The sequence below is a fragment of the Citrobacter sp. RHBSTW-01013 genome, from assembly GCF_013781985.1.
Taxonomy (GTDB): Bacteria; Pseudomonadota; Gammaproteobacteria; order Enterobacterales; family Enterobacteriaceae; genus Citrobacter; species Citrobacter braakii.
Genome location: NZ_CP056185.1, coordinates 3,122,732 through 3,136,068, shown reverse-complemented (window position 1 = coordinate 3,136,068; position 13,337 = coordinate 3,122,732). Strand labels below are relative to the sequence as shown.

15 protein-coding genes are annotated in these 13,337 nt (G+C 54.4%); 12 read left to right on the top strand and 3 right to left on the bottom strand.

Features of this window, described 5'->3' with window-relative positions; genetic code table 11:
* Positions 1 to 924, top strand: coding sequence for a Gfo/Idh/MocA family oxidoreductase (locus HV350_RS15170; protein ID WP_181628831.1), 924 nt, complete (start codon positions 1 to 3; stop codon positions 922 to 924).
* Between the two features lie 223 nt (positions 925 to 1,147).
* A complete protein-coding gene (gene murJ, locus HV350_RS15165) occupies positions 1,148 to 2,683 on the top strand; it encodes a murein biosynthesis integral membrane protein MurJ (protein ID WP_016152622.1) in 1,536 nt (511 codons plus the stop codon).
* An 85-nt stretch (positions 2,684 to 2,768) separates the two neighbouring features.
* Here the strand turns inward: murJ and flgN are convergent, their stop codons facing one another.
* The 3 genes from flgN to flgA all read right to left on the bottom strand — a co-directional run bounded on the left by flgN (position 2,769) and on the right by flgA (position 4,241).
* Positions 2,769 to 3,191, bottom strand: coding sequence for a flagella biosynthesis chaperone FlgN (gene flgN / locus HV350_RS15160; protein ID WP_016152623.1), 423 nt, complete (start codon positions 3,189 to 3,191; stop codon positions 2,769 to 2,771).
* Positions 3,192 to 3,194: 3 nt separating this feature from the next.
* The gene (flgM, locus tag HV350_RS15155; protein WP_016152624.1) at positions 3,195 to 3,488 is read right to left on the bottom strand and encodes a flagellar biosynthesis anti-sigma factor FlgM; all 294 of its coding nucleotides are present in this window, start codon (positions 3,486 to 3,488) and stop codon (positions 3,195 to 3,197) included.
* Positions 3,489 to 3,581: 93 nt separating this feature from the next.
* A complete protein-coding gene (gene flgA / locus HV350_RS15150; protein ID WP_016156187.1) occupies positions 3,582 to 4,241 on the bottom strand; it encodes a flagellar basal body P-ring formation chaperone FlgA in 660 nt (219 codons plus the stop codon).
* Positions 4,242 to 4,398: 157 nt separating this feature from the next.
* Here flgA and flgB point away from each other — a divergent pair, with 157 nt between their 5' ends.
* The 10 genes from flgB to flgK all read left to right on the top strand — a co-directional run bounded on the left by flgB (position 4,399) and on the right by flgK (position 13,325).
* The gene (gene flgB / locus HV350_RS15145; RefSeq protein ID WP_016152626.1) at positions 4,399 to 4,815 is read left to right on the top strand and encodes a flagellar basal body rod protein FlgB; all 417 of its coding nucleotides are present in this window, start codon (positions 4,399 to 4,401) and stop codon (positions 4,813 to 4,815) included.
* A 3-nt stretch (positions 4,816 to 4,818) separates the two neighbouring features.
* Complete coding sequence (flgC, locus tag HV350_RS15140; protein WP_006685091.1) at positions 4,819 to 5,223, top strand: flagellar basal body rod protein FlgC; 405 nt, start codon at positions 4,819 to 4,821, stop codon at positions 5,221 to 5,223.
* A gap of 12 nt (positions 5,224 to 5,235) precedes the next feature.
* Positions 5,236 to 5,934 carry a flagellar hook assembly protein FlgD gene (flgD, locus tag HV350_RS15135; RefSeq protein WP_016152627.1) on the top strand — a complete coding sequence of 233 codons (699 nt, stop codon included), beginning with the start codon at positions 5,236 to 5,238 and terminating at the stop codon, positions 5,932 to 5,934.
* A 26-nt stretch (positions 5,935 to 5,960) separates the two neighbouring features.
* Positions 5,961 to 7,214: a flagellar hook protein FlgE gene (gene flgE / locus HV350_RS15130; protein ID WP_181628829.1), complete on the top strand. Its 1,254-nt coding sequence runs from the start codon at positions 5,961 to 5,963 to the stop codon at positions 7,212 to 7,214.
* Positions 7,215 to 7,234: 20 nt separating this feature from the next.
* Complete coding sequence (locus HV350_RS15125) at positions 7,235 to 7,990, top strand: flagellar basal body rod protein FlgF (protein WP_016156188.1); 756 nt, start codon at positions 7,235 to 7,237, stop codon at positions 7,988 to 7,990.
* Between the two features lie 13 nt (positions 7,991 to 8,003).
* Positions 8,004 to 8,786 carry a flagellar basal-body rod protein FlgG gene (gene flgG / locus HV350_RS15120; protein WP_003036202.1) on the top strand — a complete coding sequence of 261 codons (783 nt, stop codon included), beginning with the start codon at positions 8,004 to 8,006 and terminating at the stop codon, positions 8,784 to 8,786.
* A gap of 57 nt (positions 8,787 to 8,843) precedes the next feature.
* Positions 8,844 to 9,542: a flagellar basal body L-ring protein FlgH gene (flgH, locus tag HV350_RS15115; protein WP_016152630.1), complete on the top strand. Its 699-nt coding sequence runs from the start codon at positions 8,844 to 8,846 to the stop codon at positions 9,540 to 9,542.
* 33 nt (positions 9,543 to 9,575) lie between these two features.
* Positions 9,576 to 10,652, top strand: a complete 1,077-nt coding sequence (locus tag HV350_RS15110; protein WP_019076467.1) for a flagellar basal body P-ring protein FlgI — start codon at positions 9,576 to 9,578, stop codon at positions 10,650 to 10,652.
* The gene (flgJ, locus tag HV350_RS15105; RefSeq protein WP_016152632.1) at positions 10,652 to 11,602 is read left to right on the top strand and encodes a flagellar assembly peptidoglycan hydrolase FlgJ; all 951 of its coding nucleotides are present in this window, start codon (positions 10,652 to 10,654) and stop codon (positions 11,600 to 11,602) included. The genes HV350_RS15110 and flgJ overlap by 1 nt, the downstream gene beginning before the upstream one ends.
* Before the next feature lie 64 nt (positions 11,603 to 11,666).
* Positions 11,667 to 13,325: a flagellar hook-associated protein FlgK gene (flgK, locus tag HV350_RS15100; RefSeq protein WP_046274758.1), complete on the top strand. Its 1,659-nt coding sequence runs from the start codon at positions 11,667 to 11,669 to the stop codon at positions 13,323 to 13,325.
* The last annotated feature ends 12 nt before the right edge of the window (positions 13,326 to 13,337 follow it).

Below are 13,337 nucleotides of genomic sequence, written 5' to 3'. Positions count from 1 at the left end.
GTGAATAAATTACGTATCGGCATTGTCGGGCTCGGCGGAATTGCGCAAAAGGCCTGGCTGCCCGTGCTGGGCGCTAGTGCAGACTGGACGCTGAAAGGGGCATTTTCACCTTCGCGTGAAAAAGCGCAGCGTATCTGTGATACCTGGCGGATACCCTACGTTGATTCACTGGTTAATCTGGCGCAAACCTGCGATGCGGTTTTCGTCCATTCCAGTACCGCAACGCACTATGCGGTGGTCAGCGAACTGCTGAATGCCGGGGTTCACGTGTGCGTGGATAAACCGCTGGCGGAAAACCTGCACGAGGCTGAACAATTGGTGGAGCTGGCCGAGCGGAAAAAGCTGACGCTGATGGTGGGGTTTAACCGTCGATTTGCGCCGCTGTATCAGGATCTCAAATCCCAGTTGGGCAATGCGGCGTCCGTACGCATGGATAAGCACCGGACGGACAGCGTCGGGCCGCACGATCTGCGCTTCACTCTACTGGACGACTATCTGCACGTTGTCGATACCGCATTGTGGCTGGCGGGAGAGAAAGCGCAGTTAAATCACGGTACGCTGTTAACCAATGAATCCGGCGCGATGCTCTATGCGGAGCACCATTTTTCTGCCGGGCAAATGCAGGTAACGACCAGTATGCACCGCCGCGCCGGTAGCCAGCGTGAGAGCGTGCAGGCGGTGACGGATGGTGGCCTGATTGACGTCACGGATATGCGGGAATGGCGGGAAGAGCGCGGGCAAGGAGTGGTGCACAAGCCGGTAGCAGGCTGGCAAACTACCCTGGAACAGCGTGGTTTTGCCGGATGCGCACGTCATTTCATTGAGTGCGTGCAAAATCAGACGGTTCCCCAAACGGCAGGTGAGCAGGCGCTCCTGGCCCAGCGCGTTGTCGAAAAGCTGTGGCGGGAGGCAATGGCTGAATAACCCCCTGTAACATCTGGCGGTAGTAATTCATTGTAATCCAGGTACTATATGCCAACTCAAAAATAACACCTCTTTTCAACCATAGGCTGGTTTGTCGGCCTGATAAGACGCTACGGCGTCGCCATCAGGCACAGCAAAAGTGCCGGATGGCGGCGATCATGCCTTATCCGACCTACGGGCAGGTTTGTCGGGGTTTTGCCTCAGAGTCTGGAATACAACATAGATGAATTTATTAAAGTCGCTGGCAGCCGTCAGCTCGATGACGATGTTTTCACGTGTGCTGGGTTTTGCGCGTGATGCGATTGTCGCCAGAATCTTTGGCGCAGGGATGGCGACTGATGCCTTTTTTGTGGCATTCAAACTTCCTAACCTGCTGCGCCGAATCTTTGCTGAGGGCGCTTTTTCGCAGGCGTTTGTGCCTATTCTTGCCGAATATAAAAGTAAGCAGGGGGAGGATGCGACCCGCGTCTTTGTCTCTTACGTTTCCGGGCTGTTGACTCTGGCGCTGGCCGTGGTGACGGTCGCCGGAATGCTGGCTGCCCCGTGGGTGATTTTAGTCACCGCGCCTGGGTTTGCCGACACAGCGGACAAATTTGCGCTGACCACTCAACTGCTACGGATCACCTTTCCGTATATTCTACTGATCTCGCTGGCTTCGCTGGTGGGTGCGATCCTGAATACCTGGAATCGCTTTTCCATTCCGGCGTTTGCGCCGACCTTTCTGAATATCAGCATGATCGGTTTCGCGCTGTTTGCTGCGCCTTATTTTCACCCTCCGGTGCTGGCGCTGGCGTGGGCCGTTACCGTTGGCGGCGTGCTACAGCTGATTTATCAGCTTCCGCACCTGAAGAAAATTGGCATGCTGGTGCTGCCGCGCGTGAACTTCCGTGATGCGGGGGCGATGCGCGTCGTCAAGCAAATGGGCCCGGCGATCCTTGGGGTATCTGTCAGCCAGATTTCACTGATCATCAATACGATTTTCGCTTCGTTTCTGGCCTCTGGCTCAGTGTCATGGATGTATTATGCTGACCGTCTGATGGAGTTTCCGTCTGGCGTACTTGGCGTCGCGTTGGGGACTATCCTGCTGCCCTCGCTGTCCAAAAGTTTTTCCAGCGGTAATCATGATGAGTATTGCCGTCTGATGGACTGGGGGCTGCGTTTGTGTTTTCTGTTGGCATTACCGAGCGCCGTGGCGTTGGGGATTCTGGCCAAACCGCTGACGGTTTCTCTGTTCCAGTACGGTAAATTTACCGCCTTTGACGCCGCGATGACGCAGCGCGCGCTGGTGGCATACTCGGTAGGTTTGATTGGCTTGATCGTGGTGAAAGTGTTGGCCCCAGGTTTTTATTCGCGCCAGGATATTAAAACGCCAGTCAAGATTGCCATTGTCACGCTGATTATGACCCAGGTAATGAACCTGGCATTTATTGGGCCGCTGAAACATGCCGGGCTGTCGCTGTCGATTGGTCTGGCGGCGTGTCTGAACGCTTCACTGCTGTACTGGCAACTGCGTAAACAGAAAATTTTTACCCCACAACCGGGTTGGGCCTGGTTCCTGGCGCGACTGGTGATTTCTGTGCTGGTGATGTCGGCGGCGTTGGTTGGGATGCTCTACATCATGCCGGACTGGTCGCAGGGAACGATGTTATGGCGTCTGCTGCGTCTGATGGCCGTTGTGGTGGCAGGTATTGCTGCTTACTTCGCTGCGCTCGCGGTGCTGGGCTTTAAAGTGAAAGAGTTTGTGCGCCGGACGGCGTAACTGATTAATGCCGGATGGCGGCATGACGCCGTATCCGGCCTACAAAACGCGTAGGCCTGATAAGCAAAACGTTATCAGGCTAGCATCAGATAGAGAATTTTTTCCCGCCGCGGTGCGCAGCAGAGGTTTGACCGTTTGCGCCATACAGCGCCGGTTCCTGGTGCGGTTTCAGCACTTGAATCGCTTGTTGATTGCGCTCGATCTGCCCTTCCAGCAGCCAACCGTTGTGCTGGTTGAGTTCGCGTAGGTCCTGTGTTTTTCGGGTAATGGTCTGCCAACGCTCGGCAATTTCATCATTGGCGCTGCGCGTGGCGTCATGCTCCAGACGGCGCTGCTGCTCCAGATAATCAAGGGTTGCCAGCAAAGAGCTTTTTTCTTCTGTAATACGCTGTAGCTGGCTGCCGTTAATATATCCTGCGGAAAGCTGCTGCTGTTCAGCATCCATTACCGTTTTCAGGTCATTGAGGACGGTCGTCATCTGGTCAAGTATTTCTGACAAACGAGTCATACTTTATTTACTCTGTAAGTAGCTCTGCGCCTCGCGGATCAGCGAGTCGGCAATTTTTCCGGTGTCCATTTTCAGCTCGCCATTACGGATTGCGGTTTTGAGTGCTTCCACGCGTTCCATATTGATGTCATTGGTGCCGGGCTGCATCAGTTTGGCCTGGGCGTCGCTCAGCATGACGCTGGTGCTGGTGGTGGCGGTGGTTTTTTCCTTCCGCGTTTTTTGTACCGGCGCATCGCTGGTTTCACGTGGCTGAACGGTACTTACTGGCTTCAATGGTGAGGTACGATCAATGCTCATTTTGTTTATCCTCATCGAGGGGTTACGCTATAGCGGCCCGCTGTAATCATTGGTTGTTTATCTATCGGCACACGCTAAAAAATCTTTAACCTATTATAGGTTAATAAGAATATTCCCATCAGAATCGACGACACCGCTCACCACCTGGCCTGAAATCATCCGTACTCGGGCATTCTGGGCGACGGCGGCATTGTTCAGCGCTTTACCTTCGGCATTCACCCGAAAGCCATCTCCGTTGGCGATAACCAGGACGCGCTGACCGGCCTTGATTCGCCATGCCTGGCGCAACATGGAAAGCTGTATCGGCTGACCAGGGACCAGATCGCGCAAGCTTACGGCATCCTGCACCTGATTCATATCCAGCACGGCGCGCGGAGGGAGTTGGTCCAGTCGACCTCGTTTTAGCGTTACGCTGGCCGAAGTCAGGGCGCTACCCCGAGCGACGGGCGCGGCGGCAACAACGTAGTTTCCCGTGGCCTGCACGTTCACCTGCAGATAACGTTTCTCGTTAGCGCAGCGCGCCAGCACGTTCACATTACCCCACAATTTTGCACTCCCGGACACGCTTAATGCTGGTTGTTCGCAGCTCGGCAATAAGTTTGGCGACGTTCGGATAGTAACGACGACCTCATCGCTAAATCCGGCCAGTCGCTGGGAAAACCATGCCGTCAGCTGTGAATTCAGGTCTTGCGCCAGCGTCATAGGACTGAACAGCAGTGCTGCCACGACGACTCCACGTTTAAACGTTTGCATCAAAACCTCGCGCTTTTTCAGGTAGTGACAGGATTCTACCTGTGTGACGCAGTCATCAACGCAACAAATAGCGACGCATTTTGCGTTTATTCCGGCGATAACGCGCGCGTAATGGGATTTAAGCTGTCGGCTGAATTTTGTCATTTGCGGAGGAGATATGCTCGATAAGCTCGACGCCGCCTTACGTTTTCAACAGGAAGCGCTGAATTTGCGCGCCCAACGCCAGGAAGTATTGGCGGCCAACATAGCCAATGCCGACACGCCGGGGTATCAGGCGCGCGACCTGGATTTCGCCAGTGAATTAAAAAAAGTCATGGTGCGAGGACGGGAAGAAACCGGCGGTGTCTCGTTGACGCTGACCTCTGCACAACACATTCCGGCCCAGACCGTTTCCGCTCCTTCTACGGAACTGCTCTACCGCATTCCTGATCAGCCGTCTCTCGATGGCAACACGGTAGATATGGACCGGGAGCGTACGCAATTTGCAGACAACAGCCTCAAGTATCAAATGGGGCTGACCGCGTTGGGTGGACAAATCAAAGGCATGATGAACGTGCTGCAAGGAGGGAACTAATTCGTGGCGCTGTTAAATATTTTTGATATCGCAGGCTCTGCGCTGACGGCTCAGTCTAAGCGCCTGAACGTGGCGGCCAGCAACATGGCGAATGCGGATAGCGTCACCGGACCTGACGGTCAGCCCTATCGCGCGAAGCAGGTTGTGTTTCAGGTTGATGCCGCGCCAGGTGCGGCAACCGGTGGCGTAAAAGTCGCTGACGTCATTGAAAGCCAGGCACCGGATAAGCTGGTTTATGAACCCGGTAATCCGCTGGCCGATGCGAACGGTTACGTAAAAATGCCGAATGTGGACGTCGTCGGCGAAATGGTCAACACCATGTCAGCCTCGCGTAGCTACCAGGCAAACGTCGAAGTGCTCAATACGGTGAAAAGCTTGATGCTCAAAACGCTGACGCTAGGCCAGTAAAAGGAGGCGCACATGTCTATTGCTGTAAAAATGAATGACCCGAGCACGACGGGTGTGAATGACGCAACGGGGAAGAGTTCACTGACGGGCAGCAACGCCGCGGACCTGCAAAGCAGCTTCCTTACGCTGCTGGTTGCACAGCTGAAAAACCAGGATCCAACCAACCCGCTGCAAAACAACGAACTGACCACCCAGTTGGCGCAAATCAGTACCGTGAGCGGAATTGAGAAACTGAACACCACGCTGGGATCGATCTCCGGGCAGATCGACAACAGTCAGTCGCTGCAGGCCAGTACGCTGATTGGCCACGGTGTCATGATCCCAGGTACCACCATCCTGACCGGTAAAGGTACGGAAGAGGGCGCAAAAACCACCACCACGCCGTTTGGCGTTGAACTGCAGCAACCGGCAGATAAGGTTACCGCAACCATTACCGATAAAGACGGCAAGGTGGTACGCACCATTGATATTGGTGGGTTGAAAGCGGGCGTTCATACCTTTACCTGGGACGGCACCATGACCGATGGCACGGATGCGCCAAGCGGTTCTTACAACGTGTCAATTGCTGCCAGTAATGGCGGAACACAACTGGTGGCTCAGCCGCTTCAGTTTGCGCTGGTGCAGGGCGTTATTCGCAGTAACGGCGGTAATACGCTGGATCTGGGCACCTATGGAACCACCACCCTCGACGAAGTACGGCAGATCATTTAAGCCTTCACACTTATCAGGAGTAAGTCATGGCCTTTTCACAAGCGGTCAGCGGTCTGAACGCTGCAGCGACCAACCTCGATGTCATTGGTAACAACATCGCCAACTCCGCCACCTATGGTTTTAAATCCGGTACGGCTTCTTTTGCCGATATGTTCGCCGGTTCTAAAGTGGGTCTGGGCGTTAAAGTTGCGGGTATTACCCAGGACTTTACCGACGGCACCACGACTAACACTGGTCGCGGTCTGGATGTGGCTATCAGCCAGAACGGTTTTTTCCGCATGGTAGACAGCAACGGTTCCGTTTTCTACAGCCGTAACGGTCAGTTCAAGCTCGATGAAAACCGCAATATCGTTAACATGCAGGGACTACAACTGACGGGCTATCCGGCTACCGGTACACCGCCAACGATACAGCAGGGTGCTAACCCGGCACCGATCACTATCCCGAATACGCTGATGGCGGCTAAAACCACCACGACTGCGTCAATGCAGATCAACCTGAACTCTACTGACAAAGTGCCAACGAAGACCCCGTTTAATCCAAACGATGCGGATTCCTACAACAAAAAAGGCACCGTTACCGTTTTCGATAGCCAGGGTAACGCTCATGACATGAATATTTTTTATGTCAAAAATGCGCAAAGCAACACCTGGGAAGTTCACACGCAGGATGCTTCCACCGGAGACGCTGCAAAATCAGCAGGGTTTATGCGCTTTAATGAAAATGGTGTGTTCTTAGGGATTAGCGCCACAGCCGCCGAGGCGGTACCAACGCCTCCTACCGTCTGGCCAAAGGAAATCAACATCACAACCGGGCAGATTAACGGTGCTGATGCGGCAAATTTCTCTCTGAGCTTCCTCAATTCCATGCAGCAGAACACTGGCGCCAACAACATCGTTGCCACGAATCAGAATGGCTATAAGCCGGGCGACCTGGTGAGCTACCAGATTAACAATGACGGTACTGTGGTCGGTAACTACTCCAACGAACAGCAACAGGTTCTGGGGCAGATCGTGCTGGCAAACTTTGCCAACAACGAAGGTCTGGCTTCTCAGGGTGACAACGTCTGGGCAGCCACGCAGTCTTCCGGCGTGGCGCTGCTGGGTACCGCAGGCGAGGGTAACTTCGGCAAGCTGACCAACGGCGCGCTGGAAGCATCAAACGTGGATTTGAGTAAAGAACTGGTGAATATGATCGTCGCCCAGCGTAACTATCAGTCGAACGCGCAGACCATCAAAACCCAGGACCAGATCCTCAACACGCTGGTCAACCTGCGCTAAGCGCCTGACGGGATGGCTTAATGGATCACGCAATTTATACCGCCATGGGCGCGGCCAGTCAGACGCTGAATCAACAAGCGGTGACGGCCAGCAACCTGGCAAACGCCTCAACGCCGGGTTTTCGTGCGCAACTCAATGCGCTGCGCGCGGTTCCCGTTGAAGGATTGTCTTTACCGACGCGTACGCTGGTGGTGGCCTCCACGCCGGGGGCCGATATGACGCCGGGTCAGATGGACTATACCTCACGTCCGCTGGACGTGGCGCTGCAACAAGATGGCTGGTTGGCTGTGCAGACCGCGGACGGTAGCGAAGGATATACCCGAAATGGCGCCATTCAGGTAAGCCCTACGGGGGAACTGACCATTCAGGGACACCCGGTGATTGGCGAAGCCGGACCAATAGCCGTACCGGAAGGTTCAGAAGTCACCATTGCGGCAGACGGCACGATCTCGGCGCTCAACCCTGGCGATCCGGCTAACACCGTTGCGCCAGTTGGGCGACTGAAACTGGTGAAGGCCACGGGGAGTGAAGTGCAACGTGGCGATGACGGTATGTTCCGTCTGACCCAGGCCGCGCAGGCTACCCGTGGCGCTACGTTACAGGCTGACCCCAGCATTCGCGTTATGTCGGGTGTGCTGGAAGGCAGTAACGTTAAGCCGGTAGCCGCGATGAGTGACATGATCGCCAACGCCCGTCGTTTCGAAATGCAAATGAAGATTATCAGTAGCGTGGATGATAACGCGGGTCGCGCCAACCAACTGCTGTCGATGAGTTAATACAGGACATTTTATGATCAGTTCATTATGGATCGCCAAAACCGGCCTGGATGCGCAGCAAACCAACATGGATGTGATTGCCAACAACCTGGCAAACGTCAGCACCAACGGATTTAAGCGTCAACGTGCCGTGTTTGAAGATCTGTTGTACCAGACGATTCGCCAGCCTGGCGCCCAGTCTTCTGAACAAACCACACTGCCGTCTGGTTTGCAGATTGGTACCGGTGTGCGCCCGGTCGCGACTGAGCGTTTACACAGCCAGGGGAACCTGTCGCAGACCAACAACAGTAAAGATGTGGCGATTAAAGGGCAGGGCTTTTTCCAGGTCATGCTGCCTGATGGCACGTCCGCCTACACCCGTGACGGTTCTTTCCAGGTGGATCAGAACGGTCAACTAGTGACTGCGGGTGGTTTTCAGGTTCAGCCGGCTATCACCATCCCGGCTAACTCGCTCAGTATCACCATTGGACGCGACGGTATCGTCAGCGTAACCCAGCAGGGCCAGGCAGCACCGGTTCAGGTTGGGCAGCTTAACCTGACTACTTTTATGAACGATACCGGTCTGGAAAGCATTGGTGAGAATCTGTACACCGAAACGCAGTCATCCGGTGCGCCGAATGAGAGCACTCCGGGGCTGAACGGCGCGGGTCTGCTGTACCAGGGTTATGTTGAAACCTCTAACGTCAACGTGGCGGAAGAGCTGGTAAACATGATCCAGGTTCAGCGCGCTTACGAAATCAACAGTAAAGCGGTATCGACCACCGATCAGATGCTGCAAAAACTGACGCAACTCTAAAGTGTGGCCCGGTGGGGTGAGAGCCTCACCGGCACACTGATTTTGAAGATGACCGCAATGCGAAAATACGCGCTTCACCCATACCCAATTTTAGCCCTGTTGGTGGTTTCATTGACAGGATGCGCCTGGATCCCGGCCACGCCCCTCGTGCAGGGCGCAACATCTGCCCAGCCTGTTCCTGGCCCGACGCCGGTGGCGAATGGATCTATCTTCCAGTCGGCCCAACCGATTAACTACGGTTATCAGCCGCTATTCGAAGACCGCCGTCCGCGCAATATTGGCGATACGTTGACCATCGTATTGCAGGAAAATGTCAGCGCCAGCAAAAGTTCTTCGGCTAATGCCAGCCGCGACGGCAAGACCAACTTTGGTTTTGATACCGTACCGCGTTATTTGCAAGGACTGTTTGGCAACGAGCGTGCTGACGTAGAAGCTTCAGGCGGTAACACCTTTAACGGTAAAGGCGGCGCGAACGCCAGCAATACCTTCAGCGGTACGCTGACCGTAACGGTCGATCAGGTACTGGTGAATGGTAACTTACATGTTGTGGGTGAAAAACAGATCGCCATTAATCAGGGCACTGAATTCATTCGCTTCTCCGGGGTCGTTAACCCGCGCACCATCAGTGGCAGCAACTCCGTACCGTCAACTCAGGTTGCGGACGCACGTATTGAGTATGTCGGCAACGGCTACATCAATGAAGCGCAGAATATGGGCTGGTTGCAGCGTTTCTTCCTTAACTTGTCGCCGATGTAAGCGAGGTAGCCAGTGTTTAAATCTTTAGTTGGAATGGTACTGGTGCTGATAACCACCTTTGCGCATGCCGACCGTATTCGGGACCTGACCAGCGTTCAGGGCGTGCGGGAAAACTCGTTGATCGGTTATGGGCTGGTGGTCGGTTTGGATGGCACGGGTGACCAGACTACGCAGACGCCGTTTACTACGCAAACGCTCAACAACATGCTTTCGCAGTTGGGAATTACCGTGCCAACCGGCACCAATATGCAGTTGAAAAACGTGGCGGCGGTGATGGTGACCGCGCAATTCCCGGCCTTTGGTCGTCAGGGGCAAACCATTGACGTGGTGGTCTCTTCCATGGGGAACGCCAAAAGCCTGCGCGGCGGAACGTTGCTGATGACCCCGCTGAAAGGGGTCGATAGCCAGGTATATGCGCTGGCGCAGGGGAATATTCTGGTAGGCGGTGCAGGCGCGGCTGCGGGTGGCAGCAGCGTGCAGGTAAACCAGCTCAATGGCGGACGTATTACCAACGGCGCGACCATCGAACGTGAATTACCCAGCCAGTTCGGCGGCGGTAACACCATTAATCTGCAGCTCAATAATGAAGATTTCACTATGGCGCAGCAGATAACCGACACCATTAACCGTTCGCGCGGCTTTGGTAGCGCCACTGCGCTGGACGCCCGGACGATTCAGGTACGCGTGCCAAGCGGCAACAGTTCGCAGGTGCGTTTCCTTGCTGACATCCAGAATATGGAGGTGAACGTCACGCCGCAGGATGCGAAAGTGATTATCAACTCGCGCACCGGATCCGTCGTTATGAACCGTGAAGTCACACTGGATAGCTGTGCCGTCGCGCAAGGCAACTTGTCGATTACGGTAAACCGCCAGGCGAACGTCAGCCAGCCGGATACACCGTTTGGCGGTGGACAGACCGTGGTGACACCTCAAACCCAGATCGATCTGCGCCAGAGCGGCGGTTCGCTGCAAAGCGTGCGTTCCAGCGCCAACCTGAACAATGTTGTGCGTGCGCTTAATGCGCTAGGGGCAACGCCGATGGATCTGATGTCCATTCTGCAATCGATGCAGAGCGCGGGATGCTTACGCGCCAAACTGGAAATCATCTAATGATTGGTGACAGCAAACTGCTGACCAGTGCCGCCTGGGATGCGCAATCACTGAACGAACTGAAAGCGAAAGCGGGTCAGGACCCGGCGGCGAATATCCGCCCGGTTGCCCGTCAGGTTGAAGGGATGTTCGTACAAATGATGCTGAAAAGCATGCGTGAAGCGCTGCCGAAAGATGGCGTTTTTAGCAGTGATTCAACACGTTTGTATACCAGCATGTATGACCAACAAATTGCGCAGCAGATGACCGCAGGTAAAGGTCTGGGACTGGCTGAAATGATGGTTAAGCAGATGACTGAAGGGCAGGCGCAACCCGCAGACGATGCGCCGCAGGTGCCAATGAAGTTCTCCCTGGAAACGGTGACCAGCTATCAAAACCAGGCGCTGACGCAACTGGTCCGTAAAGCCATTCCCCGCGCGACGGAAAGCAATGATGAGCCGCTGTCAGGTGACAGTAAAGACTTCCTCGCCCAGCTATCGCTGCCGGCTAAGCTGGCAAGTCAGCAAAGCGGGGTTCCGCATCATCTGATTCTGGCGCAGGCGGCGCTGGAGTCCGGATGGGGCCAGCGACAAATCCGGCGTGAGAACGGTGAACCGAGCTTTAACATTTTTGGCGTGAAGGCTTCGGGAAGCTGGAAAGGCCCAACCACCGAAATCACCACCACCGAATATGAAAACGGCGAGGCGAAAAAGGTGAAAGCCCGATTCCGCGTCTATAGCTCTTACCTTGAGGCACTGTCGGATTATGTCGGTCTGATATCGCGTAACCCGCGCTATGCGGCGGTAACCGCCGCTGCTACCGCCGAGCAGGGGGCACAGGCTTTGCAGAATGCCGGTTACGCGACTGACCCTAACTATGCGCGTAAATTAACCAGCATGATCCAGCAGTTGAAATCGATGAGCGAAAAAGTGAGCAAAACCTATAGTACGAATATCGATAATCTCTTTTAAATAGCTCAAGTCTACCAACCTGCTGCCGATAATAACGAGTATTGAAGGATTACAAGGAACCTCCATGTCCAGCTTGATTAATAACGCGATGAGTGGACTCGCCGCAGCGCAGGCCGCGTTGAATTCTGCCAGTAATAACATCTCCAGCTATAACGTTGCCGGATACACCCGTCAAACGACAATTATGGCGCAAGCGAACAGCACGCTGGGTGCGGGGGGCTGGGTTGGCAATGGCGTCTATGTTTCTGGCGTACAGCGCGAGTATGACTCCTTTATCACGAATCAGTTACGTGCCGCGCAGAACCAAAGCAGCGGCCTGACAACGCGCTATGAACAAATGTCGAAAATTGACAATCTGCTCTCCAGCAAAACCAGTTCCATTTCGACCTCAATGCAGGACTTTTTTACCAGCCTGCAAACGCTTGTCAGTAACGCGGAAGACCCGGCGGCGCGCCAGGCGCTGATCGGTAAAGCTGATGGTTTAGTCAACCAGTTCAGAACAACCGACCAGTATCTGCGCGATCAAGACAAGCAGGTTAATACTGCGATCAAGGCCAGCGTTGACCAGATCAACAACTATTCAAAACAGATTGCCAGCCTCAACGATCAGATTTCCCGTCTGACCGGCGTCGGCGCGGGCGCATCGCCTAACGATTTACTTGACCAGCGCGACCAACTGGTCAGTGAACTGAACCAGATTGTCGGTGTTGAAGTCAGCGTTCAGGACGGCGGGACTTACAACATAACCATGGCGAACGGTTATTCACTGGTGCAGGGCAGCAATGCACGCCAGCTGGCGGCTGTGCCCTCCAGTGATGATCCCAATCGAACCACAGTGGCCTACGTCGACGGGGTTGCCGGCGAGGTTGAAATTCCCGAAAAACTGTTGAATACCGGTTCACTGGGCGGGCTGTTGACCTTCCGTTCTCAAGAGCTTGACCAGACGCGTAACACGCTGGGCCAACTGGCGTTGGCGTTTGCCGATGCGTTTAACACCCAGCATAAAGAGGGTTTTGACGCGAACGGCGATCAGGGTAAGGATTTCTTTGCTATCGGTAGCCCGGCAGTATTCAACAACGCTAAAAATACAGGAACAGGATCGTTAAGCGCGAAGATTACCGACAGCTCTGCTGTACAGGCGACCGATTATAAAATCGTTTATGACGGGACGGACTGGCAGGTAACTCGCCTGGCGGATAATACCAGCTTCAAAGCTACCGTTACCGGTGGGAAGATGTCCTTTGACGGGATGGAAATCACCGTAAATGCTGGCGCAAAAGCAAATGACAGCTTCACAGTGAAACCTGTCAGTAACGCCGTTGTTGATATGAAAGTCATGGTGACCGATGAGTCGAAAATCGCCATGGCCCAGGTCTCAAAAAATGATCCGGACCCGGATATTGATAAGGGAAAAAGCGATAACCGTAACGGTCAGAAACTGCTGGATCTGCAGACCAAAGCTACCGTGGGTAATAAGACCTTCAACGATGCTTATGCCACGCTGGTAAGCGATGTCGGGAACAAAACCGCGACGCTGAAAACCAGCGCCATTACCCAGAACAACGTGGTAACGCAGCTTTATAAGCAGCAGCAGTCTATTTCCGGCGTCAACCTCGACGAAGAATACGGTAACTTACAGCGCTACCAACAGTATTACCTGGCTAACGCGCAAGTGCTGCAAACTGCAAATGCGCTGTTTGATGCACTGATTAATATTCGCTAAGGGAGAGGGACA